Raw genomic sequence first — 26,563 nt, forward strand, 5'->3', positions numbered from 1 at the left:
GGGCCTGTTCGGCGGCGGGTGGCCGACCTATGCTGGCCGCATGGGCGAACGTGGGAGTGCGGCACACCCTCCCACGTCGGTGACGCCCCGCTCCGGGACGGCGGAGCGACGCCCGGAGCTCGACGCGATCCGCGTCCTCGTCGTCGCAGGGCTGGTGTTCTTCCACTCGGCGCTGGTCTTCGACACGCGGGACGACTACTACGTGAAGAACGCCGCGACCACCGAGGTCACGACGTACCTCGCCGGCCTCGCGGTGCTCTGGGCGATGCCGATGCTCTTCCTCGTCAGCGGCGTCGGCGCCTGGTACTCGCTGCGCCGCCGTGGCGCCGGAGGTTTCGCCGTGGAGCGGCTGCGGCGGCTCGGCGTGCCGCTGCTGTTCGCGACCGTCGTGCTGCTGCCGCTGCCGCAGTGGCTGCGGCGGCTCGGCGAGGGCGGCCGGGAGTCGTACGCGGAGTTCCTGCCGCTCTTCTTCGACGTCCGCCTCGACCTCGCCGATTTCCCGTTCGTCGTGCGGGGCGAGTACTTCGAGAGCGGGCACCTGTGGTTCGTCGTGCTGCTGCTCGCGTTCTCGCTGCTGCTCGCGCCGCTGGTGCGGTGGTTCCCGCGCCGCGCCGCCCGCCGGGCCCGGGAGGGGCTCGCCGCGGCCGTGCGGGCGCGCGGCCTGGTGCTGATCCTGCCCGCGATCCCGCTCGCGCTGGTCAGCGCGCTGCACGGCATGGAGGAGGGGTTCGCGGCCTGGAGCCGGTGGGCGTACCTGCTGTTCTTCCTGTACGGCTACGCGCTCGCGGCCGAGCCGCGGCTGCGCGAGGCGATGCGGCGGGACGCGATCTTTGCCGCCCTCGCCACCCTCGTGCTGTTCGGGATCGGGATGCCGGTCTTCCTCGCCGTGGGCGAGACGACCGGGGCCGACCCGTTCACGACGATGATCCCGGCGGCGATGGGCGCCCGCGGGCTGTACGGCGCGGCGGGCTGGTGCTGCCTCGTCGCGATCCTCGGCCTGCTCGACCGCCGCCGGGCGCGCAGGCCGGCCGATGCCGCGTCGTCACCCGCGTCGTCCGGGCAGGCGACGGCCGCGCCGCCCGGCCGTACGCGCCGGGTGTACGCCTACCTCGCCGCCGCCGCGTTGCCGCTGTACATCCTGCACCAGCCGGCCGTGGTCGCCGTCGCCTACCAGGTGGTCCGCTGGGACGCCCCGATCCCGGTGAAGTACCTGGTGATCGTGGCGGCCGCGGGCGCGCTCACGCTCGCCGCGTACGACCTGCTGGTACGGCGCACCCCGGTGACCCGGTTCCTGTTCGGGATGCGTCCGGCGCGCTAGGTGTCGCACTTGAGCACGGCGCAAACCTCCCAGGCCCCGTCGACGGTCTGGCCGTAGGTGAGGGTGCCGCCGAGGGCCTCGACCCGCTCGGCCATGCCGACCAGGCCGAAGCCGCCGCCGAGCCGCCGCAGCCTGGAGTCGCCGCCGCCGCCGAAGCTGCCGCCGCCGTAGTTGCGGACGCGCAGCCGTACCCCCTCGGGCACGAGGGAGAGGTCGACCTCGACCCAGGCGCTGCCCGGGGCGTGCTTGCGGATGTTGGTGAGCGACTCCTGGAGCACCCGGTGCAGGGTGGTGAGCACCTCGGGCGGCAGGTTCGCCGAGCTCACCCCCTGCCCGATCTCGAAGGCGACCTGCGGGCCGCCGTTCGCGGTGAAGTTGTCGACGAGGGCGCGCAGGTCGCTCAGCGCGGCCCCGGGGGTGCGGGCGGCGTCGTCGTCCGCGCGCAGCACGGAGACGAGCCGCCGCATCGAGGTGAGCGCCTCGGTGCCCGCGGCGGCGATCGCGTCGAGCGCGGGCGGCACCGCCTCCGGCTTCTGCTCGGCGATCGTGCGGGCGGCCTGGGCCTGCACGACGATCCCGGTGATGTGGTGGGCGACGAGGTCGTGCAGCTCGCGGGCGATGTCGAGCCGCTCGGCCCGGCGCACCGCCTTGACCGCCTCCTCGCGGCGTTCCTGCTGGTAGCGCAGGTACCCTCCGATCGCCGCCGCGGTCGACCAGAGGACGAAGAACATGAAGCCGATCGTGATCTCGCCCGGTGAGGAGTACCGGGCCGCGGTCAGCTCCAGCACCACCATGTCCGCGATCGCCAGCCCCGCGGCGAGGAGGAACGGCTTGACCGTGCGCAGCGCGGTGATGGGGAGCAGCAGCAGCGCCCCCACCTCGGTGGCCCCGGGGTGGCCGTAGAAGTTGGACAGCTCGCTCAGCGTCACGTGGAACGCCGAGGTGAGGAACGAGACCACAAGGAAGACCGGCATGGCCACCCGCAGCCACCGGCGCCGGAGGAGTACCGCGACGAACCCGAGCACGCTGCTCACCGTCACGGGCACCTCGGCCACGACGGCCTGGAGGTTGAGCAGCACGATCACGTCGAACAGCAGGGCGAACAGGAAACAGCCGATCAGCGCGAGCTCGCTGAGCCGGCGGATGATGACCACGAAACGGTGTATGTCGCCCACGGAAAACGAGCCTATGGCCCCGGTCAAAACCCGGCCATCGGCCTTTTGGCCGAGGGGACCGGCGACGGACCACCTCTTCGGCCGAAGTGCCCACGGGCCCTGAAGACGCACGCTGGGAGCACGACAGAAGGAGGGTCACCCCAATGACGGTCATCGCAATCGTGCTCGCCGGCCTCGCCGTTCTCCTGGTCATGCTGCTCGTGGTCGCCGACCCGGTGCTGCTCTCCCGCATCAACGGCGAGCCGGCCGAGGGCGGCAGCGGGCGCCACCTGTCCACCCACCCCGAGCTGCGCCGGCCCGCGGCGTCCCCTTTCGCCGCCGCCGTGCACGTCCCGGGGCCGCGCGCGCCGCACCCCAGCGAGACGCGCCGCACGGCCGGGGTGTGAGCCCCCACGTCCGGGGCGGATACCCTCGGACGCATGACTGAAGGCTTCGAGACCCTGGCCATTCACGCCGGGCAGGAGGCCGACCCGCGCACCGGCGCGGTGGTGCCTCCGATCTACGCCACCTCGACCTACAAGCAGGACGGGGTCGGCGGCCTGCGATCGGGATACGAGTACAGCCGGACGGCGAACCCCACCCGGACCGCGCTGGAGGAGTGCCTGGCCGCGCTGGAGGGGGGCGTGCGCGGCCTCGCGTTCGCGTCCGGGATGGCCGCCGAGGACACCGTGCTGCGCGCCCTGTGCCGGCCGGGGGATCACGTCATCATCCCGAACGACGCCTACGGCGGGACCTACCGGCTGTTCCACAAGGTCTACACCCGCTGGGGGCTCACCTTCGACCCGGTGCCGCTCGGGGACCTCGACGCGGTGCGCGCCGCGATCACCCCGGCCACCCGGCTGATCTGGGTGGAGACCCCGACCAACCCGCTGCTCGGCGTCGCCGACATCGCCGCGCTCGCCCAGCTCGCCCGCGAGGCGGGGGCACGGCTCGTGGTGGACAACACCTTCGCCTCGCCGTACCTGCAGCAGCCGCTCGCCCTCGGGGCCGACATCGTCGTGCACTCGACCACCAAGTACATCGGCGGCCACTCCGACGTGGTCGGCGGCGCGATCGTCACCTCCGACGCGGAGCTCGGCGAGCTGTTCGCCTTCCACCAGAACGCCATGGGCGGGGTCGCCGGGCCGTTCGACGCCTGGCTCACCCTGCGCGGGGTCAAGACGCTCGCGGTGCGCATGGACCGGCACTGCGACAACGCCGAGCGCGTGGTGGAGATGCTCTGCTCCCACCCGAAGGTGACCCAGGTCTACTACCCGGGCCTGCCCACCCACCCCGGCCACGAGGTCGCGGCGAAGCAGATGCGCCGGTTCGGCGGCATGGTGTCGTTCCGGGTGGCCGGTGGCGAGGAGGCGGCGGTGCGGGTGTGCGACCGCGCCAGGCTGTTCACCCTGGGCGAGTCGCTCGGCGGCGTGGAGTCGCTGATCGAGCACCCCGGCCGGATGACCCACCAGTCGGTGGCGGGCTCCCCGCTCGAGGTGCCCGGCGACCTGGTGCGCCTGTCGGTCGGCATCGAGTCGGTCGACGACCTGCTCGCCGACCTCACCGAGGCCCTTCGCTAGGCCCGTCGTCTCGGGCCGCTCCGGCGCGTGGCGGGCCCAGGCCCGGTCGCGGGCCCGCCGCCCGCGGCCGGGACTACGCCTGCGGCGGGCTGCCCGCGACCATGAGCACGAGGATCACGAGCCAGAGCAACGCGACGAGGCCGCCGAGCGCGGCGATCCGCCCGGTCTGCGCCTTCGCGTCATCCTCGGACGACTCGTTCGACAGCACCCGTACCGCGGTGGCCTGGTCGCGGTCGATGACCACCAGCAGCACCAGGCTGACGATGAACAGCGTCATCGACACCGACATGTACGGCGCGCCGAGGAAGCCGCGCCCGAGCAGCGCGCCGAACACGAAGACGCCGACGGTGAGCACGCCGAAGATCCGCGTGCCCCGGTGCAGGTACCGCACCACCTCGACGTTCCGCTGCCGGATGTATCGGGGCGTGGCCCCGGTGAAGGCCGCCACCGGACCGAGCGTGAACATGGAGAACGCTATGTGCAGCCACAGCAGCACTTGGTCGAACAGCGTCATGTGCCCGAGCGTAGCGGCTCGGTGATCAGATCGGCAGGCGCGCCCGCCCGCCGGAACCCGGCCGTATGGCCGGCCGTACGGCTCAGCGGCGGCGGGTGCGGGCGCGCAGGAAGTCGCTGACCACGTACTCGCCGAGCCGTTCCGCGCTCGGCGAGAACACCCGGCCGCCGTTGCGGCGGGCCACCTCGTCGACGAACGCCTTGAGCCGCTCGTCGGCCGCGAGCATGAAGATGTTGAGCGTGGCGCGGCGCCGGGTCATCTTGTCCACCTCGGCGAGGGTGAGCTCGAGCGTCTCCTTCGACGGCGGCCACTCGAACCAGTACCGGCCGTTGCGCATGAGGTGGGCGGTGGGCTCGCCGTCGGTGACGATGAGCACGACCGGCTCGAAGTCGGGGTGGCGGTCGAGGTGCCGCCCGGCGATGAGCAGCGCGTGGTGCAGGTTCGTGCCCTGCACCATGTCCCAGTCGAGCCCGGCGAGCTCGTCCGGCTGGAGCACCCGCGCGTAGTTGGAGAACCCGATGATCTGCACCGCGTCCTGCGGGAACTTCGTGGTGACGAGGGTGTGCAGGGCGAGCGCGGTCTGCTTCGCCGCCGCCCAGGTGCCGCGCAGCGCCATCGAGTACGACAGGTCGACGAGCAGGCAGACCGCGGCCGCGGTGCGCCGCTCGGTCTCGGCCACCTCGAAGTCGTCCACGGCGAGCCGTACGGCACGGCCGCCGGTGCCGTCCGCCGGGCCAAGGCCGCCGCGCCGTACCGCGTTGACCACGGTGCGGACCACGTCGATCGGCTGCTCGTCGCCGAACCGCCACGGCCGGCTCGCCCCGGTGAGCTCGCCCGCGGCGCCCGCGTCGTGCTGCTCGTGGTCGCCGCGCCGCCCGGAGTCGAGCGAGGAGAACACCCGGCGCAGCGCGGTCTCGCCGAGCCGGCGCACCGCCTTGGGGGTGAGCTCGAGCTTGCCGCGGCGGCGGCGCAGGTAGCCCTGCTCCTCCAGCTCGCGCTCGATGCGCTTGAGCACCTCCAGGTCGTCGACGGCCGAGCGGCCGAGCGCCCGCCGTACCGCGGCCTCGTCGATGTCGTCGAGCCGGGCGCCGGGGTAGTCCTGACGCAGCGCGGTCTCCAGCTCGGCGAGGTCGGCGAGCTCCTGCAGCGCGGTGGTGGCGTCGGCCATGCCGAGCGGCCGGTCCCCGGTCATCCGCTCGGGGGTGTCCCAGGCGAGGTCGGGGCGGCGGGCGTACAGCCGCTCGCCGAGGCCGCGCATCTGCTCGGCGATACCGGCCTGCTCCAGCGTCTGCTCCATCAGCGCCTGCAGCTCGGCCCGCTGCTCGGGGGTGAGCGAGGCGAGCAGCCGCCGGGCCGCGGCGGCGCGGCGGGCGAGCATGTCGACGAGTTCCTCGAGGTTCCGGGGGCGCTCCGGGAACAGGTCGCCGTACTTCTCCATGAACCGGTCGAAGTCGGCCTGGGTGTGCTCGCCGCGGGCGTCCCGGTCGAGCATCTCGTTCAGCTCCGACAGCATCTGCCGGACGCGCTCCATCGCCTGCGGGTCGGCGTTCGCGAGCGCGTCCCGCATGCCGCGGAACTGGGCGTCGAGCACCTCCCGGCGCAGCAGGTCGCGCAGCTCCTCGAAGGTCTGCCGGGCCGCCGCGGACCGCCAGTCGTAGCCGGACAGCCGCCGGATCGCCTCGGCGGTGTCGGACGGCAGCGCGTCGAGCTCGGCCTCCCGCATGCGCGCGTCGTCGCTCGGGTCGGGGAACAGCTCGGCCCGCTCCAGGCCGATCGCCTTGTCGAGCAGCGCCCGCGCCCGTTCCAGGGTGCCGTCGAGCCGCCCGCGCTCGCGCAGCTCCCGGCGGCGCTCGCGGACCTGGCGGAGCAGCTCGTCGAGCCCGCGCCGGCCGGGCGCGCCGGGCAGGCCGCGGCGCAGCAGGTCGCGCAGCGCGTCGAGCGGGGAGGCGCCCGCCAGGATCGCGTCCCCCATCTCGTCGAGGGCGGCACGCACGTCGTACGGCGGGGCCAGCGGGTCCGGCCCGTCGCGATACTCGCCGTAGCGGTAGCCGCTCATGGTCCCTCCTCGGGTCGGGCGCGTGGGGTGGCCTTGCGTGCCTCAGGTGCGGTAACGGGCCCCGCCCCCCTCGATCTCGTCCTTGGACAGGCGCCGCAGCAGGTAGAGGCCCTCGAGCGCGAACTCCAGCGCGGCGGCGGCGTGGCCGGGGGACTCGTCGCCCTCGCCCATGCCGAGCGCGGACATGATCTTCGACAGGCCGGGCACCGGGCCGATCCGGCGCAGCAGCTCGGCCGCCGGGACGAGGTCGCCGGACTCGACCTGGGTGCCCTCGCTGAACTTGTCGAGCAGCGGGGTGAGGTCGAGGGCGCCGAGGCGCTGCCGGAAGGTCTCCGCGGTGGCCCGCCGCAGCAGGTGGGCGAGCACCTCGGTCTCCCGGCCCTCCTCGCTCACCTCGAACTCGACCTTGCCGCGCAGCGTTTGCACCACCGCGGGCAGGTCGCAGATCCGGGTGACCGCGCGCTCCTCGCCGGTGATCGCGGCCCGCCGTACCGCGGAGGCGGCGGCGGTCTCGGCGGCGGCGATGGAGAACCGGGCGGACACGCCGGAGCGGGCGTCCACCGCGGTGGACTCGCGCACCAGCCGGGTGAACCGCGCGATCACCTCGACGAGGTGGTCGGGCAGGTCGGCGCCGAGGGTCTCCCAGTCGAGCCGGGCCTCCTGGCGGATCAGCCGCAGCTCGGCGTCGAGGTCGAGCGGGTAGTGGGTGCGGATCTCCGCGCCGAACCGGTCCTTGAGCGGGGTGATGATGCGGCCGCGGTTGGTGTAGTCCTCGGGGTTGGCGCTGGCGATCAGCAGGATGTCGAGCGGCAGCCGCAGGTTGTAGCCGCGGATCTGGATGTCGCGCTCCTCGAGCACGTTGAGCAGCGCGACCTGGATGCGCTCGGCGAGGTCGGGAAGCTCGTTGACGGAGAAGATGCCGCGGTTGGTGCGGGGCACGAGGCCGTAGTGCACGGTCTCCGGGTCGCCGAGGGTACGGCCTTCGGCGATCTTGATCGGGTCGACGTCGCCGATCAGGTCGCCCACCGAGGTGTCGGGCGTGGCGAGCTTCTCGCCGTACCGCTCGTCGCGGTGCCGCCACGCCACCGGCAGATCGTCACCCTTCTCCTCGGCCAGCCTGCGGCAGCGTACGCAGACCGGCGCGTACGGGTGGTCGTTGATCTCGCAGCCGGCGACGACCGGCGTCCACTCGTCGAGCAGGCCGGCGACGGTGCGGATGAGCCGGGTCTTGCCCTGGCCGCGTTCGCCGAGCAGGACGATGTCGTGGCCGGCGAGCAGGGCCCGCTCGAGGTGGGGGAGCACGGTGTCGTCGAAGCCGACGATGCCGGGGAAGCGGGGCTCACCGGAACGCAGCCGGGCGAGCAGGTTCTCGCGGATCTCGGCCTTGACCGTGCGGTGGACGTGACCGGTCTCGCGCAGTTCACGCAGAGTGTGAACCTCTGGGATTGGATGCACGGGATCGAGACTATGTCGCGCCTCGCCGTCGCGCACCCCTCCGCGATCGCGGATCTTCCGCCAACGAGTGACGCGGAGAACGAGTTGTTACCTCTGTAGTGGGGAGAAACGGGCCAAGGGGACAAGCCGGACCTAGAGAGAGGCGAGACTCATGGCAGTGTTGACGAGTCGCTTCGCCGACGGTCTCGCCGTGGGCGAGATGGGTACCGATCTGGTCGCGACCGCGGAGCGGGCGGTGCGACAGGCCCTGTCGGGCCTGTCCGGTTCCCCGGACCTGGTGTGCTTCTTCATCTGCGGCGACGACCCCGACGACGTGACCCGGGCGGGTGTCCGAGCCATGGAGATGGCCCGCCGGGCCGGTGCGGACACGCACGTGATCGGATGCAGCGCCACGGGTGTGATCGGCGGCGGCCGCGGGATCGAGGTGACGCCCGCGGTGAGCGCGTGGGCGGCCACCCTCGACAAGGCGAGGATCATCCCGTTCGCGCTCGAGACCTTGCAGGCCGAGGACCGTTTCGTGGTGATCGGATTGCCGGAGCGGGACGGTGAGGACCGTGCCGCGATCCTGCTCGCCGACCCCTACAGCTTCCCGACCGACGCGTTCGTCGAGCGCTCCGGCCAGGTGCTCGGCGGCCTGCCGCTGATCGGCGGCCTCGCCAACGGGTTGCAGGGCCGCGGCTCGGTACGGCTGTTCGCCGACGGCCAGGTGTACTTCGAGGGCGCGATCGGCGTGCTGCTCGGCGGCCCGATCGCGGTGGACGCCGTGGTGAGCCAGGGCTGCCGCCCGATCGGCCGGTCCATGGTCGTCACCGCTGCCGAGGACAACCTGCTGCTCGAGCTCGCCGGCCAGCCCGCCCTCGCCCGCCTGGAGGAGCTGGTCAGCTCCCTCGACGAGGACGACCGGGAGCTGGTCGCCGCGGGCCTGCAGATCGGCATCGCCATGGACGAGTACGCCGAGCGGCACGAGCGGGGCGACTTCCTCATCAGGGGCGTGCTCGGCATCGACCCCGAGCGTGAGGCGATCGCCATCGGCGACGTGGTGGAGGTCGGCCGCACGGTCCGCTTCCAGGTCCGCGACGCCGCCGCCGCCGACGAGGACCTCTACGAGATGCTCGAGCGGTACGTGGAGCAGGGCCGCCGGGTCGACGGCGCGCTGCTGTTCTCCTGCAACGGCCGCGGCGCCACCATGTTCGGCTCCGCCGACCACGACCCGGCCGCGGTCCGCGAGGCGCTCGGCCCGATCGGCGTCGCCGGCTTCTTCGCCGCCGGCGAGATCGGCCCCGTGGGCGGCCGCAACCACGTCCACGGCTTCACCGCCTCCATGCTCATCTTCCGCGGCTGACCGGCCGCGTCACCCGGGTACGCGGCGGGGCCACCCCCACCCGTCTCGCCACGCCCGCCCGTCACCCGCGACCCCCATCGCCGCCCTCCGCCCCCGCCATGCGGCAGGCCGTGCCGTACGGCCCGCCGGTCCATCGCCCGGCGGGGTTGTCGTCCACCCGCACCACGCCCGTGTCCGGGTCACGCCACGCGCGCACGATGACCGGGCCGTACCGGTAGTCCGGGTGGGGAAGCATGTTCAGATCCAGCAGCGCCTGGCGGATGCTGCCCGAGGCGCCGTTCGGCATCGTGCGCAACGCCTCGATCAGGTGGCGCCTCGCCGTGACGAACGACTCGCTCACCCCGCACACGCCGCGCCCGTCGCCGCCGTCGACGTCATAGACGTACAGCGGCGGCCACCACGGCCACAGGAACGCCCCGGCCGCGTTGGTCCTCTCCTCGGTCATGGGGCGGGTGCCACCTTCCGGCCCGCGCCCGGCCACCCGGCACCCGCCTCGGCCTCACGCAACAGCTCTTGCAATGCCGCGATCGTCCGCGCCTCCACCTCCCGCACGCCCGGCACCGGCGCCAGCGGGACCGCGTAGAACCGCCGCGCCCAGACCCGGTAAAGGATCAGCCAGCGCGGCTCGACCAGGTCGAGCCCTGCCGCGGCGGCCCGCTCGCGCACGTCCCAGAGGATGCGTGTCCACGGCGGCCGTGCCGTACCCGGCCGATGCCGTCCGGTCCGGCGGCCGTCTCCGCACCACGTCCTCATCGATCACCTCGTTTTCCCTGTCGTTTGCCGTGACGTGGTGTCATAGTTGTGTTGACTCTCCGTGATGAACAAGACGCGCTGTGTCGCCTGCTCGCCGCTGCGACACGGTGCGACGGATCGCGAGGGGACATGTCGGAGCGATCGGAAGCACTCGGCCCATGGGCGGGATTCGGCGCGGTGCTGCGGACGTGGCGGGAGCGGCGCGGGCTCAGCCTGCGCGGCCTCGCCGAGCGGATCCGGTGGGACCACTCGGTGATCGGCAAGTGGGAGCAGGGCAGGAACGCGCCGTCCGCCGCCGCGATCACCGCGCTGGAGGGCGTCCTGGCGACCGGCGGCGAGCTGACCGAGGCCGCGCTGCGTGCGCAGGCCATGGAAGTCGAACGGTTACGGGGAGAGATCCGGCGGTTGCGGAACCGTACGCTGCCCGCGAGGGCCGAGAGCACAGAGGATGTGGATCACATGGAACGGCGCGCGGCCATGCAGTTCCTTGCCGCGCTCGGCACCACGGCGGTCGTGCCGCCGAGCGCGATTCAGGCGATCCTGTCCGAGGTGAACCGCGCCATCGGGGACCGAGGCGACTTCGATCTCGACGACTGGGACCGGACGGTCTGGGAGTACGGCTTTCGCACCAACTCCGGCCCGCTCGGCGCGCTGATCGGTGAGCTGACGGCCGACATCGTCCAGGTCAAACGCCTCCTCGACGACAACCCGACGCCATCGGAACGCGCCGGCCTGCTCCGCATCATCGCCGGGCTCAACCAGATACTGGCAGGCGAGCTGACCCACATGCAGGAACCGTCGGCCGCTCGCCGGGCACACGCGACCGCACGCCGCGCCGCCGACGCCTCCGGCGACCGTGACCTGCGCGTCGCCGTGCGCGCGGGCCATGCCTGGAACGCCTACGCGTTGGGTGAGCATCCGCGGATCGTTCTCCGTCGACTCGACGACGCCATCCATATCGCGAACGGCGCGCCCAGCGCCGGGCTCGCCAACGCGTATGCGACTCGCGCGTTCGTGCTCGCCGTACAGGCGGACGCCGGGGACGGGGACAAGGACGCCGCCGTCGACGCCCTGCACAACCTTCACGACGTGTTCGAGCGCCTGCCCGCCAGTGCGACCGAGGACGAGGTGTCCATCTGGGGCTTCGCCGAGCGCGCCCTCCGGTTCAGCGAGGCGCACACCTTCGCGCTCACCGGGCGTCGGCGAGAGGCGGAACAGGCGATCTCCCAGGCGTTCGCCCTCTACCCGCCGGAACTGGTCCACGGCCTCGCCAATCTCCGGCTCATCCAGGCCTACACCCTCGTCCGGCAGAACGACATCCCACAGGGCCTCGACCACGCCATGGCCACCGTGCAGGACGTGCCGATCACCCCGGCCCGCCGCCGGATAACCGGCCAGGTCATCAACGCCCTGCCGGAAAAGGCCCGCTCCCTTCCCGCCGCCCGGGAACTGCACGCCCTCGCGATATCGGGCGCATCGCCGCGGGACGTCTAATACGGGGAATGCCGCGTCGTCGGCGAGCATGGCGGAACGCGAGGGGACATGGCGGAGCAGACGGGAACGATCGGTCCCGACCCCTGGGCGGCGTTCGGGGCGGTGCTGCGGATGTGGCGGGAGCGGCGTGGGCTGAGCCTGCGCGGGCTGGCCGAGCGGATCCGGTGGGACCACTCGGTGATCGGAAAGTGGGAGCAGGGCCGGAACGCGCCGTCCGCCGACGCGATCACGGCGCTGGAGAGCGCCCTGGAGACCGGCGGGGAGCTGACCGAGGCCGCGCTGCGTGCGCAGGCGATGGAACTCGAACGGTTACGGGGAGAGATTCGGCGGTTGCGCAGCCGTACCCTGCCCGCGAGGACCGAGAGCAAAGAGGATGACGACGACATGGAACGGCGCGCGGCGATGCAGATCCTCGCCGGGCTCGGGACCACGGCGGTCGTGCCGCCGAGCGTGATCCAGGCGATCCTGACTCAGGTAAACCGCGCTATCGGCGATCGGGACGGCTACGGGCTTGACGAGTGGGAGCGAACCATCTGGGAGTACTCCTATCGCGGCACGACCGGGCCGCTCGGAGCCACGATCCAAGGTCTGGCGGCGGACATCGTCGAGGTGGGGCGTCTGCTGGATCGCAGTACCGATCCGCTCGCACGTGCCGGGCTGCTCCGGGTGAGTTCTCAGCTTTCCGCACTGCTTGCTGGAGAGCTGGATGACGTGGGTAGCCATCACGCGGCCTGGCAGGCATGGCGGACCGCGCGACGGGCCGCCGACGCCTCCGGGGACCGCGACCTCGCCGTGTGGATTCGCGCCAGGGAGGCGACTGCGGCGTACTTCCTCGGGAAACCGGTCGAGGTGGTCACCCGTCTGGTCGATGAGGCCATCGGATTCGCCAAGGGCGCGCCGAGCGCCGGGCTGGCCAAGGCGTACGAGATCCGCGCCTTCGCGCTCGGCTCGCAGGGCGACGCAAGGGGGGCTCATGCCGCGTTGCGGGGCCTGTTCGAGGTGTTCGATCGGCTGCCGCACGCGGTCACCACCAACCGCCACCTGATCGGGTTCAGCTTCACCGAGGACCACGTGCGTTGGGATGCCGCCTACGTCTCCGCTCTCGTCGACGACAGGCGGCGGGCGTCACAGGCTCTCGATGCCGCGCTGACCATATACCCGCCCGAGCTTGTGCACGGCGTGGCGAATCTCCAGTACATGCAGTCCCTCAGCCTCGTCCGGGACGGCGACGTGGAGGAAGGGCTCAACCACGCCCTGACGAGTGCACAGGGGCTGCCCGTCAACGCGGCGCGGCGGCACATCGCCGGTCAGATCCTCAAGGCCCTGCCGGAGAAGGCGCGTACGTTGCCGGCCGCTCAACAGCTGCGCACCATCACCGAGCCGACCGCGGCTGTGTCGTATCCCCGAACGTGATCGACGGATATCGGCGACGAGGATTCCGCGTGACCGGTGCAGGTGTTCGCCAAACCACCGGAAACCGCTGAAACTTTCCGCGTCGAGTCAGGGCGAAGGCGAGACGGGTGGTGACGTTGGGCGAGCGCCGTACGGCTGGACTTACTTTCTCCGGGCAAGGGTGAGACGTTCCTGGCACGCGTACTGCCTCGGAATGGGAGCCCTTAGCATTTCCCGGCGCATTCCACGGGCCACGGAAAGGGATTCGGCGGCCTGTCACTCCGATGTCGTGCGGAGTTTTCCGGGCCCGCTCTGTAGACGCACCACGTGCGCGCCGGCGGCGTCGCGCCGGACAGGCGAGGCCGGTAGGCCGTCGCCGGGCTCGGGGATGACGCTTCGGCGGAGGTGCGCCCCCGCCCGGGGCCTACGCCGGGCGGGGGCGCGGTATGCGGAGGTGGTTATCGGTGCGGAGTCAGCGGTTCTTCGCGGCGAAGAAGCGGTACTGCGCCCGGTACGGCACGCTCTTGATCTCGCCGTCCTTGCAGGCCCGGGTGGGGGCGGCGCCGCCGCTGGTGGCGAGGCGCTGGATGTAGGTGACGCGGCCGAACAGGCCGTTGCCGCGGGTCTTGGTGGCCTCGAGCAGGAGGTGCGGGATCGTGCCCTTGACCTCGACGTTGGCGATCGCCTTGCCCTCGACGAGCGAGCCGTCCCGGATCGACTGCCAGCTCGGGCCGCGGAAATGGACCGCCACGGGCCGGTCGCCGGGGCCGAACAGGGTCGCGACCGGCTCGACGAACTCCCACGTGCCGCCGGTGCACTCGTAGATCTGGACGCCCTTGGCGGAGAAGGTGCCGATGGGGACGTTGCCCGCGGGCGGCCTCAGCTTGGCGGAAACCGGGGTGGCCGGGCGCGGCTTGACCGCGGCCTCGACGCCTCGGTGGCCTGCGTGCGGGGGGACGGGACGTGGGTTGGGGGTGGCTTCGGCGGCTCCGGAAAACGCGGCGATGAGGCCGGTCCCGAGCAGGCCGGTGGCGGCGACACGCCGCAGGGACGAAACAGACGCCTTGAGGGAGATACCCATCCAGACCCCCGTGACTCGTGTGGCGTGGGACAACGGCGACGATACCCGGCCGAGCTGATAAATGCAGCGTTATTCAGAAAAATCGAATCGTGGCCGACGCGTGCCCATCGGAGTGCCGCGAAACGGCCCGGCCGCAGGCGGGCTTCAGATAATTCCGAGCCGACACGAAATTCGATTGTGCAATCGTCACGAAAACCGTGCCCGGGTGTCACGAAATCGACCCGCCGGGACCCGGGGATTTCGCGCACCGGAGGTGAGCCGGCGGTGCGTGCCGGGTCCGTCGGCCTCGCACGGGCCGTCGCGGCGGCGTGCGCGGGAGGCGGCCGCCCGGCGGCGGGTCAGCGCAGGGCCTCGACGGGTTCCAGGCGGGCGGCGCGCAGCGCGGGGTAGAGGCCGGCGAGGAGGCCGACCAGGGCTCCGGCGACGGGGGCGGCGACGGCGAGGCGGATGTCGAGGAGCGGGGTCCACTGGCGTACGGCGGAGACGGCGACGACGGCGACGATGCCGAGGCTCGCCCCGACGACGCCGCCCGCCAGGCCGACGAGGGTGGATTCCAGGAGGAACTGGACGGCGATGTGCCGGCGGGCGGCGCCGAGGGCGCGGCGCAGGCCGATCTCGGCGACGCGCTCCATGACCGTCACCAGGGTGACGTTGGCGATGCCGACGGCGCCGACCACGAGGGAGACCAGGCCGAGCACGAGGAAGAGGGCGTTGACGTCCTGCTCCACGGCGTCGCGGGCGCGCGTGGGGGTGGGCGGCACGATCACCTGCAGTTCGCCCGCGCGGCCCGGGCTGAGGGCGAGCGGGGCCTGGCGGGCGATGAGGTCGGCGGCCCCCAGGGAGGTGCCGATGACCACGCGGGTGACGTGGCGCAGGCCGAGGTCGGGGCCGATGGTGGGCGGGACGATCACGGCCGCGGAGAGCGCGCGTTCGCGCTTGAGGTCGCCGAGGATGCCGATCACGGTGTAGGCGCGGCCGCGGATGAACACGGCGGGCAGGTTCTCCAGGCGGGAGACGCCGAGCATGCGGGCGGCGTCCGCGCCGAGGACGGCCACGCGGTCGCGGCGGGCGACGTGGCCGGCGTCGAAGAACCGGCCCTTGAGCAGCCGTCCGCCGGTCGCCTCGGGGAGGGTGGGGGAGGCGGCGACGACCGGCAGCGTCCGGTCGGCGACCCGGGTCGGGTCGACCAGCGTGTTCGACCGTACGGCAAGGCCGGAGCTTTCCCTGGTCTGCGCGATCGCGGCGGCCGCGACCACGCCGCGCAGCCGGGCCAGCTCCTCGGGCGCGTTCCAGCCGATCGGCGCCTCGTCGTCATCCGGCGCCTCGACGGTGACCGTGGTGGCGGTGAGCTCGTCGAAGCGGCCGACGATCTGGTTGCCGGCGGTCGCGGCGACGCCCAGGGTGACCACGAGCGTGGTGATCCCGATGACCGTGCCCAGGGCGGTCAGCGCGGTGCGCACCGGTCGTGCCAGCAGTCCGGCGAGCGCCTCGGCGAACAGGTCGCGCACGTCGGTACGGCCGCCGCGGGGCGTCGGCTTCGCGTTCATCCGATGGTTCTCCGTGCTGGTCGCGGGCGGCCGTCACTCCTCGGCGAGCACGCCGTCGACGATGCGGACGCGGCGGTGGGCGCGCTTGGCGACCTCGTGCTCGTGGGTGATCACCACGATCGTGTGGCCCTGGTCGCGCAGGTCGTCGAACAGGTCGAGGATGAGGCCGGTGTTGCGGCTGTCGAGGTTGCCGGTGGGCTCGTCGCACAGCAGCAGGGACGGCTCGCGCACGATCGCGCGGGCGATCGCGACCCGCTGGCGTTCCCCGCCGGAGAGCCGTTCCGGCGGGAAGCCCGCGCGGTGGCTCATGCCGACCTTGGCGAGCGCTGCCTCGGCCCGGGCACGCCGTTCGCCGCGCGGGCCGCCGCCGTAGATCATGGCGATCATCACGTTCTCCAGCACGGTACGGCGGGGCAGCAGGTGGAAGGCCTGGAAGACGAACCCGATGCGGTGCCCGCGCAGCCGGGTGCGCGCGCCGTCCCCGAGCGTGGTCGTCTCGATGCCGTCGAGCTCGTACCTGCCCGAGGTCGGCCGGTCGAGCAGGCCGAGGATGTTGAGCAGGGTCGACTTGCCCGACCCGGACGGGCCGACGACGGCGAGGTAGTCGCCCCTGCGCACGCGCAGCGAGACGTGCGCGAGGGCGTGGACCGGCGGCTCGGCGGGGAACACCCGGCACACGTCACGTAACCGGATCACGTCCGGCGGCCCGGCGGGCCCGGGCCCGGGCGGCCGTGGCCTCGCCGGTCGCGGGTCAGGAGTCGCCGAGCACCACACGGTCGCCCTCCTTCAGCGTGCCCGGGACGACGGGAGTGACCTGGACCTTGCCCGCGGCGGTGAGGCCGGTGCGCACCTCGACGTCGCGGGTGCGGTCCGGGGCGTACTCCACCTGCACCCGGGGTTTGCCGTCGGCGGAGGTGACCACGGCGCCGACGGGCACGGTGAGCACCTCGTCCTCGGTCGCGCCCACCGTGATGCGGGCGGTGACCGCGGCGCCGACGAGCGACCGCAGGCCCTTGGCCGACCTGACCTGGAGCAGGACGGCCTCGGCGCCCAGGTCGGGGCGGGCCTCCTGGCCGCCGGCGCCGGTGCCGCGGCCCGGCTCGCCGGTGGCGGCGGTGGCGGCGCGGGCCTTCTCGCCGAGGGCGACGAGCGTGGCGGGGTACGAGCGGCCGCCGTCGAGCTCGACGGTCGCCGGCATGCCGGATCGGAGCAGCTCGGCCTCCCGGACGTCCACCGATCCGGTGACCATGAAGGTGGAGCCGGTCACCACGGCCACCCGGTCCAGGACGATCTCGCCGGCCCGCACCTCGACCTTGTCCACGCGGGCGGGCAGGTCGGGCAGGAAGACGATCTCACCGGCCGGGATGCTCAGGCCGTACGTGCGCTCGTACGCGGCGAGGATCTCCCGGGCGGCGGCCAGGTTCCGCTCGCTGTTGCGCACCTTGAGGTCGAGCACGCCGCGGTCGCGGGCCTGCCGGAGCGCCTGCTCGGCGGCGAGCACGGACTCCCGCGCGGTGCGTACGGCACGGCGCAGCTCTTCCAGGCGTTTGGCGTGGGCCGCGGCCGCCTGTGCCTCGAACGCCTCGAGGGCGGCCTCGGCCGCGGCGAGGTTGCGCTCCGCGGCGACGACGGCGGCGCGGAGCCGCTCGGGGTCGGCGGGCGGCGCGGACGCCGTGGGCTGGGCGCTCGGCTGGGCGGCCGGCGCCGTGGGGTTGGCCGCGGGGGTCCCGGCGGCCGGGGCACCGCCGGCGGGGGTGCCCGGACGGGTGGGCGCGGCCTTAGCCTCGGCGAGCGCGCGGCGGGCGTCCGCCAGGTCCTCCTGAGCCACCTCCACGGCACGGCGCAGCTCCCGCTGCCGGACCGCGTCCTCCGGGCTCATCGTCCGCGCCTCGGCGTCGGCGAGGTTGCGCCGGGCGTCGCGCAGGTCGGCACGCGCGTTGGCGAGCTTCGCCTTGAGCACGGTGAGGTCGCGCGCCTCCCGGGCCGCCTTCCGGTCGGCGCGCAGCGTCTCCTCGGCGGTGCGTACCGCCTGGCGCAGCTCGGCGAGGGTCCGCCGTTCGGTGATCCCGGGCTCCTGGGCCCGGTACCCCTTGCCCGCGTACCACCGCCGCACCGCGTCCGCCGTCGCCCGGTCGAACACGCCCGACACCCGCACGCCGTACCCCATGCGGCGCAGCGCCCGCTGCAGCTGGCGCACGTCGGCGCCCCTGGTCCCCGGCGTGATGGTGCGGTGCATCGGCACCGTGCCCTCGAGGGCGAACACCGGCCGCCCGTCGACCTCCAGCAGCACGGCGCCCTCGGTGAGCCGGCCGACGCGCGGCGCCCTGGTCACCCGCTGCCCGCCGCCTCCGCCCGCGGCGGCCCCCGCCACGCCCGCACCGACGTCCCCGGCGGCGCCGCCGGTGCCGCCCACGGCCCCCGCGAGCGTGACCGGCACCGGCGAGCCGTACTCCAGCCGCCCGCTCACCGCCACGGTGCTGGTGAGCCGCTCGCGGGTCACCGGGGCGGTGACCAGCGACGGCGCGGGCGGGCGGCGCGCGGCGGCCTCGTCGGCGGGGGAGCGCAGCCGGGTGCCGACCACCCAGCCGACGGCGGCGATCGCCAGGACGGCGGCGATGGCGCCCCCGAGCAGGCGACGCGGCGACCGCATGGCGGCACCGCCGTCGGCGGTGGGGGCGCGCCGCCGGGACCTCCCGCGCACCGGCGCCTACTCCCCGAAGCCGTACTCGTCGCTCACCCGCCGGCCGATGTCCGCCTCCTTCGGCGCGTAGGCCGCGTAGAACTCCCTGCCGCACTCCAGGTCGTCCAGCGCCTCCTTGATCTCCCGGGTGAGGTACGGCCTGGCCTCGTCGGCCGTGATGGAGGGGATGGTCACGATGCCCGGCGGGTCCTCCTTCACCCCGGGCGGCGGGGTGTGCAGCCCGCTGCTGACCCGGTTCATCTCGGCGTTGTACTTCTTCAGGCCGCGCTCGGCGAGCGCCACCGGCGTGTCGGACTCGACCGCGTACCCTTTGCCCTTCAGGCAGTCGGCCATCTGCCCGGCGAGCCGGACCAGCCGCGCGTCCCCGTCGAGCTCCCGGGCTTTGAGCTCGGCCCAGCGCTTCCTGACCTTGTCCAGGCGGTCGAAGAAGGAGGACACCTCCTTGCCGGTGACCTCTTTCACCGCCCGGGACAGGCACTCGTCGCGGGCCTTCTCGTAGGCGCCCCGTTGCGCCCCGGAGAGCGACTCCTGGATCTTCACGTTGGGATCCAGGGCCTCCTCGTCGTCCGGGTTGACGAGCGCTTCGGTGCCGAACTCCTTCGGGTAGACGATCCGCGACCAGACCCCGAAGCCGTACTTCTCGCGGTATCGCCGCATTGCCGCGTAGTCACCGGCGGCGAGTTTGATCTCCTCCTCGGTCTTCTCCTCCGGGAGATAGGGGACGTACCGGAAGCCCTGCTGCTTCATGCAGTCGGCGATCGCCGACTCGACGCGGTACTGCGCGCTCTGCTCCTGCGGTGCGGGGGAGGACGGGGCGGGCAGGGCGGCCGAGGTGTCGTCACCGCACGCGGTGAGCAGGGCCAGGGATAGGACGGCCAACGCGGCCTTCGGCACAGAACGGACGAACATCCGGACCTCACATCGGTAGCCGGGCATGGTCGATCAGGCGTACGTCGCGGATGACGCCGCCGAAGGAGCGCTTGGGGTGCGACGCCCGAATCCGGGCGCGGTGCCACAGCGGGCGAGAGTCAGAGCAGGGCGTGCCGGCGCGCGCGGACGGGCACGGCCGCCGACACGAGGGCCAGCAGGGCCAGCACGGCCCAGTGGGACAGGTCGTGGGACGGGAACCGGGCGTGGTTCTCGACCAGGTGCACGAGCGTGACCAGCGCATACATGCCGCCCGCGACGGCCCAGCGCAGGTCGCCCGTCACCCGCCCGGCCAGGATCGCCAGGCCGAACACGGCGAGTTCGAGCACGAGCCGTGCGACGGTGCGCGGCGTGGCGGCGGTGGCCTCGAGCCAGGCCGGGTCGGTGAGCGCCACCGCGGGTACGGCGAGCCACCACCACGAGGAGCGGACGCGGGGCCGCCCGCCGCGCAGCGCGAGCACGAGCAGCGCGCCGAACAGCAGGGCGTACCCGGTCACCGGGGCGATCGGGCCGCCGAGGGAGTGGAGCGGGGCCTCGTGCCACACCCCGGCCCCCGGCCAGAGCGCGTCGGGGTACACGGGCAGGAGCGTGGCCCCCAGCCATGGCCGCCCCAGGGCCAGCCCGGCCGTCTTCACCCCGCCGGCCGCGACGAGCGGGAGCGCGAGGGCGAACCGGCCGCGCAGTACGGCGAGCAGGGTGAGCGCCGACAACCCCGTCCAGAGCGGCACGGATCCGGCGTACCGCACGAGCGTGGCGAGGTTGAGCACGGCGAGCACGGTCGCGCCGAGGTGGAGGCCGTCGGCCCAGGCGGGGCCGGTGGCCGCGTACGTCAGCCGGGTGCGCAGCCCGCCGGCGACGAGCGCGAGCGCCTCGCGCGGCGCGGGCATGCTCCGGCCGGGCTCGGCGACGTCGAGGACGGTGCCGAGCAGCTCCTCGCCGTGGGCGGCGCGGTAGGCGGGCGGGTAGGCGAGCAGCAGCCGCCGGTACCGGTGCTCCAGCCTGGCGAGCCGGAGGTCCGCGTCGCGCCGCGGCCCGGCCGTGCCGCACGCCGTACCACCGGCCGTGCTCGCCAACCGGCTCCCCGCCCTGGTCCCGGTCACGCGAACGCCTCGCCGGAGCCGAGGAGCCCGGCCACGACCGAGGCGGCCTGGCGCATGCGCGCCGCCTCCTCGATCACCATGCGGCGGCCGTCGTCGGTGAGGCGGAAGTACCGGCGCTGCCGCCCGTCCACCACCTCCTCACGGTCCACCGTGATCACGTTGTTCGCGGCGAGCCGGTCGAGCGCGCCGTACAGGGTGCCGACGGCGAGCCGTACCCGGCCCTCGGACAGGTCCATCACCCGTTTGATGATCCCGTGTCCGTGCAGCGGCCCGCTCAGCAGCGCGGCGAGGATGAAGTACGTGGGCTCGCTGAGCGCGGGTCTCCCCTTTGCCATGCGGCCACCATACTTCGCCGCACGAAGTATGACAAGGCTGCCGAATCGGTAAGGCGCGGCACCCGGGGCACCGGGCGGCGCGGCGGCACGTGGCAGACTGCGGCCATGGAAGGTGCGCCATGGCTGTCCAGGTGAACTTCGACGACATCGTCGCCGCCCGCAAGCTGCTCGACGGCGTGATCACGCACACCCCGATGCCGCACTCCCGCGTGCTGTCCGAGCTGGTCGGCGGCCCGGTCTACCTGAAATGCGAGAACCTGCAGCGCGCCGGCTCGTTCAAGATCCGCGGGGCGTACGTGCGGATCGCCCGGCTGAGCGCGGAGGAGCGGGCGCGCGGGGTGGTCGCGGCGAGCGCGGGCAACCACGCCCAGGGGGTGGCGCTCGCCTCGAAGCTGGTCGGCACGCGGGCGACCGTGTACATGCCGGAGGGCGCGCCGCTGCCGAAGGTGGAGGCGACCCGGGCGTACGGCGCGCAGGTCGTGCTCACCGGGCAGACCGTGGACGTGGCGCTCGCCGAGGCGATGAAGTACGCCGAGCGGACCGGCGCGGTGTTCATCCACCCGTTCGACCACCCGGACGTGGTGGCCGGGCAGGGCACGCTCGGCCTGGAGATCGTCGACCAGCTGCCCGAGGTGGGCACGATCGTGCTCGCGATCGGCGGCGGGGGCCTCGCCGCCGGGGTGGCGCTCGCCGCCAAGACGCTGCGGCCCGGCGTACGGGTGGTGGGCGTGCAGGCGGAGAACGCGGCCGCGTTCCCGCTCTCGCTCGCCGCGGGCCGCCCGGTCACGGTCGAGCCGTCCCCGACGATGGCCGACGGCATCGCGGTGGGGCGGCCGGGCGACCTCACCTTCGAGATGATCCACTACCTGGTCGACCAGGTGGTCACGGTGTCCGAGGAGAGCCTGTCCCGGGCGCTGCTGCTCTGCCTGGAGCGGTCGAAGCTCGTGGTGGAGCCCGCCGGGGTGGCGGGGGTGGCCGCGCTGCTCGACCGGCCGCACATGGTGGAGCCGCCGGTCGCGGTGGTGCTCTCCGGCGGCAACATCGACCCGCTGCTGCTGTCGAAGCTGCTGCGCCACGGCCTCGCCGTCGCCGGCCGGTTCCTCGCCTTCCGCATCCGGCTCGCCGACCGGCCGGGCGCGCTCGCCGCGCTGCTCACCCGCATCGCCGACCTCGGCGCGAACGTGATCGACGTGGTGCACGAGCGCATGGGCCCGCGGCTGCGCCTCGACGAGGCCGAGGTGCTGCTCCACCTGGAGACCAAGGGGCCCGACCACTGCGAGGAGGTGCTCCAGGCGCTCCGCGACGACGGCTACAAGCTCTTCTTCGGCTAGCGGTACGGCCAAGCCGTACGGCCGGGCCGTACGGGACTCACCCGTTGAAGTCGGGCCGCCCCTTCTTGAACAGCCAGGCGTCGAACAGCCCGTCGAGCCGCTTGCCGGACATGCGCTCGGCCATCGCGATGAAGGCGTCGGTGTCGCCGTGGCCGTACTTGTGCGTGGCCGCCCACTCGCGGAGCAGGGTGAAGAACGTGCGGTCGCCGATCTCCTTGCGCAGCGCGTGCAGGGTCATCGCGCCGCGCATGTAGACCGAGAGGTTGAACAGGTCGTTCTTCTGCGCGATCCCCGGCGGGTAGTCCCAGATCGGGTTGTTCGGCATCTCGTACTGGTTCTTGAACGCCGTCTCCACGGTGGTGTCGCCGGCCCGCTCGTTCCACAGCCACTCGGCGTACGTGGCGAAGCCCTCGTTCAGCCACAGGTCGCGCCAGCGCTTGATGCTCACGCTGTTGCCGAACCACTGGTGGGCGAGCTCGTGCGCGATGATCGACTGGTCCGGCTCGAAGCCGCCGTAGATCGGCTTGGTCTGGTTCTCCAGCGCGTACCCGGCCTCGTAGTCGTCGACCACGCCGCCGGTGGAGCGGAACGGGTACGGGCCGAACAGCTTCGCCCAGTAGTCGGTGATCTTCGCCGAGGTGGTGTGCAGGTCGTCGAGCGTGTGCGCGTACTTGGGGTCGGCCGCGGTGAAGGAGGGGATGCCGCCGGGGGTGCGGCCGGTGCGCACCTGGAACCTCCCGAGCGTCATCGTGGCGAGGTAGGTCACCATCGGGTTCGACTCGCGCCAGGTGAACGTGGTCTTGCCGTCCTTGGTCACCGGCGGCCGCACCTGCTCGCCGTTCGCGATCGCGGTGAGCCCCTCCGGGACCGTGATGGTGAAGTCGAAGGTCGCCTTGTCCTGCGGGTGGTCGTTGCTCGGGAACCAGGTCTTCGCGCCGTTCGGCTGGCAGGCGACGAACGCGCCGTCCGCCGTGGCCACGAACCCGTACGTGCCGAGCGCGCCCGGCTGGTGGAACGGCCGCGGCACGCCGCCGTAGTCGATCTCGACGGTGAACTCGGCGTCGCGCTCCAGCGGCGCGGCCGGGATGATCGTGAGCTCGTCCCCGGAACGTTCCACCCGGGCGGCGGCGCCGTTCACCCGCGCCCCGCGCACGGTGAGCCCGTGCAGGTCGAGGTTGAACCGGGACAGCCGCTGTACGGCCTTCGCCCGGATGCGCGCGGTGCCGTCGAGCCGCTTGGTCTCCGGGCTGTAGGCGAGGTTCAGGTCATAGTGGGCGACGTCGTACCCGCCGTTGCCGTCGGTGGGGAAGTCCGGGTCGCCGATGCCGGGCGCGCCCGCCACCGCGGCCTCCTGGGCGCCGCCGCCGGCCGGGTTCGGCGAGGCCGGCGCGGCGGGGGTGGCCGGGCCGGACGCCCCGGTCGAGGCCGAGCAGGCGAACGTCGTCGTCGCGATGAGGACGGCCGACATCGCCGACCTCAACAGCGGTTTCCCCGTGCCCCCCATGGTTCGCAGCCTATGCGAGGAAGGGCCGTGCATCGGGCAGGCGGCGACGGCGTTTCGCGGCCTTTGCCGTCGCCGGGGTTTACAAGCCGGGCCGTACCACCGGACGGTGGCGATAATCGATGACAAGGAGCGCAATCCGTTCGAGGGGGATTCGCCCATGGCGGTGGACCTGCTGGACGCGCGGCTCATCGCGCTGCTCACCGCGGAGCCCCGCCTTGGGGTGCTGGAGTGCTCGCGGCGGTTGCGCGTGGCCCGGGGGACCGTGCAGGCGCGGCTCAACCGGCTCATGGCGAGCGGGGTGATCACCGGGTTCGGGCCGCAGGTGGATCCGGCCGCGCTCGGGTACCCGGTGACCGCGTTCGTCACGTTGCAGATCCGGCAGGTGAGCGGCCACGACCCGGTGGCCGACCGGCTGGCGCTCATACCGGAAGTGCTTGAGGCGCACACGATCACGGGCACGGGTGACATGCTGTGCCGGGTGGTCGCGCGCAGCAACGCCGACCTGCAGCGGGTGATCGACGAGATCGTCGGCATCGAGGGGGTGGTGCGCACCTCGTCGGTGATCGCACTGGACACGCCGGTGAGCTACCGCGTGCTGCCGCTCGTCACCGCACAGGCGGCGGCGGTCGGCAAGGGTGGACAAGGTAAAGGACACGGTAAGGGACACGGTAAGGGGCAGGGTAAGGGGCAGGGTAAAGACCTCGCAAAGAGCAGCAAATAACCGATTTACGCCCCGATTAACCGTCAACCGGTCATTAGGCTCTCGATTGGGCCACGGGGTGTGTCCGCAACCAGGCGATCGGGGGGATCAAGGTGCGTGACGGCCGGGGGAAGCGTGGGCGCCGTGTGGTGCGCTTGGTGCTGCTCACCTTCTGTGCCGGACTGCTGCTCGGCATCGGCGGGTTCGCCCTCGCGTACGCCGTCACCCCGATCCCGGACGGCGCCAAGCCCGCGGCCCTCGCCCAGAGGTCCGTCATCTTCTACCGGGACGGCAAGACCGTGCTCGCCACCCAGGGGGTGAACCGTACCCGGGTGGCGCTCGACCGCGTCCCGCCGCACGTGCGCAACGCGGTGATCGCCGCGGAGAACCGCACCTTCTACGAGGACCAGGGCGTGTCGATCACCGGCACGCTGCGCGCGATGTGGTCCACCCTCACCGGCCGGCAGCTGCAGGGCGGCTCCACCATCACCCAGCAGATGGTGCGCAACTACTACAGCGGCCTCAGCCAGGAGCGCTCGATCACCCGCAAGCTCAAGGAGATCCTGATCGCGCTCAAGGTCGACCGGTCGAAGCCGAAGGACTGGGTGCTCGAGCAGTACCTCAACACGATCTACTTCGGCCGCGGCGCGCACGGCATCCAGGCGGCCGCCCAGGCGTACTTCGGCAAGAACGTCGGCGACCTCTCCGTGGCCGAGGGCGCGTACCTCGCCGCGGTGATCCAGCAGCCGAGCCGGTTCGCCGACCCCAAGGGCGACGACCTGAAGGCCGTGCAGGCCCGCTGGAAGTGGGTGATCGACTCGATGCGGCAGATCGGCGCGCTCACCGCCGACCAGGCCGCCGCCGCGCGCTTCCCCACGCTCACCAAGCCGAAGGGGCCGCTCTCGCTCACCGGCCAGAAGGGCCACATGCTCGCCCAGGTGCGCGCCGAGCTGAACCGCCGCGGCTACACCGACGAGCAGATCAACCAGGGCGGCCTGCGCATCGTCACCACGTTCGACAAGGAGCTGATGGCCGCCGCGCAGCGGGCCGTCGAGTCGACGCTGCCGGACAACACGCCGAAGAAGGTACGCACCGGCCTCGCCGCGGTCGACCCGGAGACCGGCGAGGTGCTCGCGTTCTACGGCGGCAAGGGCTACCAGTACGACAACGCGTTCTCCGCCAAGGTCCAGGCCGCCTCCACGTTCAAGGTGTACGCGCTCGCCGCCGCCCTGGAGGAGGGCCTCGGCCTCGGCACCCGGGTGAACGGCAACTCGCCGATGCGGGTCGCCTCCGCGCTCATCCCCAACTCCGGCGGCACCTCGTACGGCTCCGCGATCGACCTGGTCACCGCGACCCGGCACTCGGTGAACACCGCGTTCGTCGACCTCGGCCAGCGCATCGGCCTCGACAAGGTGTTCCAGGCCGCGCAGGACGCGGGCATCCCGGCCGACCAGCTCGAGCCGCACAAGGCCGCCGCCACGTTCCCGCTCGGCGTCGCCTCGGTGAGCGCGGTGCAGCAGGCCGCGGGCTACGCCGTGTTCGCCGCGGGCGGCGTGTACCACGAGACCCACGTGATCCGCTCGGTGCGGGACGCCTCCGGGGTCACCCGCGAGTTCACCTCCGAGGGCAAACGCGTGTTCAGCCCGGCCACCGCCGCCGACACCACGTACGCCCTCACCCAGGTCGTCCAGGCCGGCACCGGCACCGCGGCCCGGCTCAGCGACCGCCCCGCCGCGGGCAAGACCGGCACGATGGACAAGTCGTCCGCGGTCTGGTTCGTCGGCTACACGCCGCAGCTGTCCACCGCGGTCAACATGTTCCGGGACGACAACAAGCCGGTCACCATCCCCGGGTACGGCGAGCTGTACGGCGGCTCGCTGCCCGCCCAGATCTGGCGGGCGTTCATGACCGAGGCGATGGCGGGCAAGCCGGTGGAGAACTTCCCCGAGCCGACCAGCTACCGGGTGTGGACCGACCCGTTCGAGGACGAGGGGGAGCCGACCCCCGAGCCGACCCCGGAGGTCACGGCGCCGGAGGAGCCCACCGAGGAGCCCGCCCCGCCGACGCAGGAGCCGGAGCAGCCCGCCGACGAGCCGCAGCCCGGCGACGAGACCGGCCGCCCGGACGGCGACGCCGACATCCGGGTGCCCGACCTCTTCGACGACGACAGGGACGGCCCCGGCGGCGGCCCCGGTTCCGACGAGCGGCCCGCCGACCCCGACACCCCGTTCTTCGGCGGCCCCACGCGGAACCCGTAGCGGCCCGGCCGTGGCCGCGGG

General features: G+C 73.0%; 23 protein-coding genes. 9 read left to right on the forward strand and 14 right to left on the reverse strand.

Annotation, left to right across the window (positions count from 1 at the left end; all coding sequences use genetic code 11):
* The first annotated feature begins 79 nt into the window (after positions 1 to 79).
* Complete coding sequence (locus FHX40_RS01365) at positions 80 to 1,318, forward strand: acyltransferase family protein (protein WP_229788837.1); 1,239 nt, start codon at positions 80 to 82, stop codon at positions 1,316 to 1,318.
* Here FHX40_RS01365 and FHX40_RS01370 read toward each other — a convergent pair.
* Positions 1,315 to 2,493: a sensor histidine kinase gene (locus FHX40_RS01370; RefSeq protein WP_142257913.1), complete on the reverse strand. Its 1,179-nt coding sequence runs from the start codon at positions 2,491 to 2,493 to the stop codon at positions 1,315 to 1,317. The genes FHX40_RS01365 and FHX40_RS01370 overlap by 4 nt on opposite strands.
* Positions 2,494 to 2,636: 143 nt before the next feature.
* On the opposite strand from FHX40_RS01370, the gene FHX40_RS01375 reads away from it, so the two are divergent.
* Positions 2,637 to 2,879 (forward strand): hypothetical protein, encoded by a 243-nt coding sequence (locus FHX40_RS01375; protein WP_142257914.1) that lies wholly within the window; start codon positions 2,637 to 2,639, stop codon positions 2,877 to 2,879.
* A 33-nt stretch (positions 2,880 to 2,912) separates the two neighbouring features.
* On the forward strand, positions 2,913 to 4,052 hold the full coding sequence (locus FHX40_RS01380; RefSeq protein WP_142257915.1) for a cystathionine gamma-synthase: 1,140 nt from the start codon (positions 2,913 to 2,915) through the stop codon (positions 4,050 to 4,052).
* 73 nt (positions 4,053 to 4,125) lie between these two features.
* Here the strand turns inward: FHX40_RS01380 and FHX40_RS01385 are convergent, their stop codons facing one another.
* The 3 genes from FHX40_RS01385 to FHX40_RS01395 all read right to left on the reverse strand — a co-directional run bounded on the left by FHX40_RS01385 (position 4,126) and on the right by FHX40_RS01395 (position 8,077).
* Complete coding sequence (locus tag FHX40_RS01385) at positions 4,126 to 4,566, reverse strand: hypothetical protein (RefSeq protein WP_142257916.1); 441 nt, start codon at positions 4,564 to 4,566, stop codon at positions 4,126 to 4,128.
* 82 nt (positions 4,567 to 4,648) lie between these two features.
* Positions 4,649 to 6,622 (reverse strand): vWA domain-containing protein, encoded by a 1,974-nt coding sequence (locus tag FHX40_RS01390; RefSeq protein ID WP_142257917.1) that lies wholly within the window; start codon positions 6,620 to 6,622, stop codon positions 4,649 to 4,651.
* Positions 6,623 to 6,664: 42 nt separating this feature from the next.
* A complete protein-coding gene (locus FHX40_RS01395; RefSeq protein ID WP_142257918.1) occupies positions 6,665 to 8,077 on the reverse strand; it encodes a sigma 54-interacting transcriptional regulator in 1,413 nt (470 codons plus the stop codon).
* 151 nt (positions 8,078 to 8,228) lie between these two features.
* On the opposite strand from FHX40_RS01395, the gene FHX40_RS01400 reads away from it, so the two are divergent.
* The gene (locus tag FHX40_RS01400) at positions 8,229 to 9,419 is read left to right on the forward strand and encodes an FIST signal transduction protein (protein ID WP_142257919.1); all 1,191 of its coding nucleotides are present in this window, start codon (positions 8,229 to 8,231) and stop codon (positions 9,417 to 9,419) included.
* A 61-nt stretch (positions 9,420 to 9,480) separates the two neighbouring features.
* On the opposite strand, the gene FHX40_RS01405 is transcribed toward FHX40_RS01400, so the two are convergent.
* Positions 9,481 to 9,864, reverse strand: coding sequence for a hypothetical protein (locus FHX40_RS01405; protein ID WP_142257920.1), 384 nt, complete (start codon positions 9,862 to 9,864; stop codon positions 9,481 to 9,483).
* Positions 9,861 to 10,085, reverse strand: a complete 225-nt coding sequence (locus FHX40_RS01410) for a hypothetical protein (RefSeq protein WP_142257921.1) — start codon at positions 10,083 to 10,085, stop codon at positions 9,861 to 9,863. The genes FHX40_RS01405 and FHX40_RS01410 overlap by 4 nt, the downstream gene beginning before the upstream one ends.
* Positions 10,086 to 10,301: 216 nt before the next feature.
* Between FHX40_RS01410 and FHX40_RS01415 the strand changes: the two genes are divergently transcribed.
* Both FHX40_RS01415 and FHX40_RS01420 read left to right on the forward strand, forming a co-directional pair.
* Positions 10,302 to 11,666 carry a helix-turn-helix domain-containing protein gene (locus tag FHX40_RS01415; protein ID WP_142257922.1) on the forward strand — a complete coding sequence of 455 codons (1,365 nt, stop codon included), beginning with the start codon at positions 10,302 to 10,304 and terminating at the stop codon, positions 11,664 to 11,666.
* A 48-nt stretch (positions 11,667 to 11,714) separates the two neighbouring features.
* Entirely contained in the window at positions 11,715 to 13,079 is a 1,365-nt protein-coding gene (locus FHX40_RS01420) for a helix-turn-helix domain-containing protein (RefSeq protein ID WP_142257923.1), read from the forward strand.
* 451 nt (positions 13,080 to 13,530) lie between these two features.
* Here FHX40_RS01420 and FHX40_RS01425 read toward each other — a convergent pair whose 3' ends face one another.
* The 7 genes from FHX40_RS01425 to FHX40_RS01455 form a co-directional block, all read right to left on the reverse strand.
* Positions 13,531 to 14,139 carry a DUF3455 domain-containing protein gene (locus FHX40_RS01425; RefSeq protein ID WP_142257924.1) on the reverse strand — a complete coding sequence of 203 codons (609 nt, stop codon included), beginning with the start codon at positions 14,137 to 14,139 and terminating at the stop codon, positions 13,531 to 13,533.
* Between the two features lie 338 nt (positions 14,140 to 14,477).
* Positions 14,478 to 15,686, reverse strand: a complete 1,209-nt coding sequence (locus FHX40_RS01430; RefSeq protein WP_142257925.1) for an ABC transporter permease — start codon at positions 15,684 to 15,686, stop codon at positions 14,478 to 14,480.
* Between the two features lie 33 nt (positions 15,687 to 15,719).
* Entirely contained in the window at positions 15,720 to 16,382 is a 663-nt protein-coding gene (locus FHX40_RS01435; protein WP_189136219.1) for an ABC transporter ATP-binding protein, read from the reverse strand.
* Positions 16,383 to 16,437: 55 nt separating this feature from the next.
* Positions 16,438 to 18,387 (reverse strand): peptidoglycan-binding domain-containing protein, encoded by a 1,950-nt coding sequence (locus FHX40_RS01440; protein ID WP_229788840.1) that lies wholly within the window; start codon positions 18,385 to 18,387, stop codon positions 16,438 to 16,440.
* 6 nt (positions 18,388 to 18,393) lie between these two features.
* Positions 18,394 to 19,296: a hypothetical protein gene (locus FHX40_RS01445; RefSeq protein WP_142257927.1), complete on the reverse strand. Its 903-nt coding sequence runs from the start codon at positions 19,294 to 19,296 to the stop codon at positions 18,394 to 18,396.
* Between the two features lie 119 nt (positions 19,297 to 19,415).
* Entirely contained in the window at positions 19,416 to 20,414 is a 999-nt protein-coding gene (locus FHX40_RS01450; RefSeq protein ID WP_142257928.1) for a hypothetical protein, read from the reverse strand.
* Positions 20,411 to 20,749, reverse strand: a complete 339-nt coding sequence (locus tag FHX40_RS01455) for a PadR family transcriptional regulator (RefSeq protein WP_142257929.1) — start codon at positions 20,747 to 20,749, stop codon at positions 20,411 to 20,413. Before FHX40_RS01455 ends, FHX40_RS01450 begins: the two co-directional genes overlap by 4 nt.
* A 119-nt stretch (positions 20,750 to 20,868) precedes the next feature.
* Here FHX40_RS01455 and ilvA point away from each other — a divergent pair, with 119 nt between their 5' ends.
* Positions 20,869 to 22,080 (forward strand): threonine ammonia-lyase, encoded by a 1,212-nt coding sequence (gene ilvA / locus FHX40_RS01460; RefSeq protein ID WP_142257930.1) that lies wholly within the window; start codon positions 20,869 to 20,871, stop codon positions 22,078 to 22,080.
* A 37-nt stretch (positions 22,081 to 22,117) separates the two neighbouring features.
* On the opposite strand, the gene FHX40_RS01465 is transcribed toward ilvA, so the two are convergent.
* Positions 22,118 to 23,548, reverse strand: a complete 1,431-nt coding sequence (locus FHX40_RS01465; protein WP_142257931.1) for a M1 family metallopeptidase — start codon at positions 23,546 to 23,548, stop codon at positions 22,118 to 22,120.
* A 142-nt stretch (positions 23,549 to 23,690) separates the two neighbouring features.
* On the opposite strand from FHX40_RS01465, the gene FHX40_RS01470 reads away from it, so the two are divergent.
* Both FHX40_RS01470 and FHX40_RS01475 read left to right on the forward strand, forming a co-directional pair.
* Complete coding sequence (locus FHX40_RS01470) at positions 23,691 to 24,305, forward strand: Lrp/AsnC family transcriptional regulator (protein WP_425329282.1); 615 nt, start codon at positions 23,691 to 23,693, stop codon at positions 24,303 to 24,305.
* Positions 24,306 to 24,430: 125 nt separating this feature from the next.
* On the forward strand, positions 24,431 to 26,542 hold the full coding sequence (locus FHX40_RS01475) for a transglycosylase domain-containing protein (RefSeq protein ID WP_142257932.1): 2,112 nt from the start codon (positions 24,431 to 24,433) through the stop codon (positions 26,540 to 26,542).
* Positions 26,543 to 26,563 lie beyond the last annotated feature (21 nt).

This window comes from Thermopolyspora flexuosa, assembly GCF_006716785.1.
GTDB classification, from domain to species: Bacteria; Actinomycetota; Actinomycetes; order Streptosporangiales; family Streptosporangiaceae; genus Thermopolyspora; species Thermopolyspora flexuosa.

Coding starts and splice junctions, on each gene's coding strand:
- FHX40_RS01430 (WP_142257925.1), bottom strand. CDS start 15,686: ATGAACGCGAAGCCGACGCCCCGCGGCGGCCGTACCGACGTGCGCGAC.
- FHX40_RS01420 (WP_142257923.1), top strand. CDS start 11,715: ATGGCGGAGCAGACGGGAACGATCGGTCCCGACCCCTGGGCGGCGTTC.
- FHX40_RS01390 (WP_142257917.1), bottom strand. CDS start 6,622: ATGAGCGGCTACCGCTACGGCGAGTATCGCGACGGGCCGGACCCGCTG.
- FHX40_RS01445 (WP_142257927.1), bottom strand. CDS start 19,296: ATGTTCGTCCGTTCTGTGCCGAAGGCCGCGTTGGCCGTCCTATCCCTG.
- FHX40_RS01385 (WP_142257916.1), bottom strand. CDS start 4,566: ATGACGCTGTTCGACCAAGTGCTGCTGTGGCTGCACATAGCGTTCTCC.
- FHX40_RS01425 (WP_142257924.1), bottom strand. CDS start 14,139: ATGGGTATCTCCCTCAAGGCGTCTGTTTCGTCCCTGCGGCGTGTCGCC.
- FHX40_RS01405 (WP_142257920.1), bottom strand. CDS start 9,864: ATGACCGAGGAGAGGACCAACGCGGCCGGGGCGTTCCTGTGGCCGTGG.
- FHX40_RS01380 (WP_142257915.1), top strand. CDS start 2,913: ATGACTGAAGGCTTCGAGACCCTGGCCATTCACGCCGGGCAGGAGGCC.
- FHX40_RS01415 (WP_142257922.1), top strand. CDS start 10,302: ATGTCGGAGCGATCGGAAGCACTCGGCCCATGGGCGGGATTCGGCGCG.
- FHX40_RS01375 (WP_142257914.1), top strand. CDS start 2,637: ATGACGGTCATCGCAATCGTGCTCGCCGGCCTCGCCGTTCTCCTGGTC.
- FHX40_RS01465 (WP_142257931.1), bottom strand. CDS start 23,548: ATGTCGGCCGTCCTCATCGCGACGACGACGTTCGCCTGCTCGGCCTCG.
- FHX40_RS01455 (WP_142257929.1), bottom strand. CDS start 20,749: ATGGCAAAGGGGAGACCCGCGCTCAGCGAGCCCACGTACTTCATCCTC.
- FHX40_RS01400 (WP_142257919.1), top strand. CDS start 8,229: ATGGCAGTGTTGACGAGTCGCTTCGCCGACGGTCTCGCCGTGGGCGAG.
- ilvA (WP_142257930.1), top strand. CDS start 20,869: ATGGCTGTCCAGGTGAACTTCGACGACATCGTCGCCGCCCGCAAGCTG.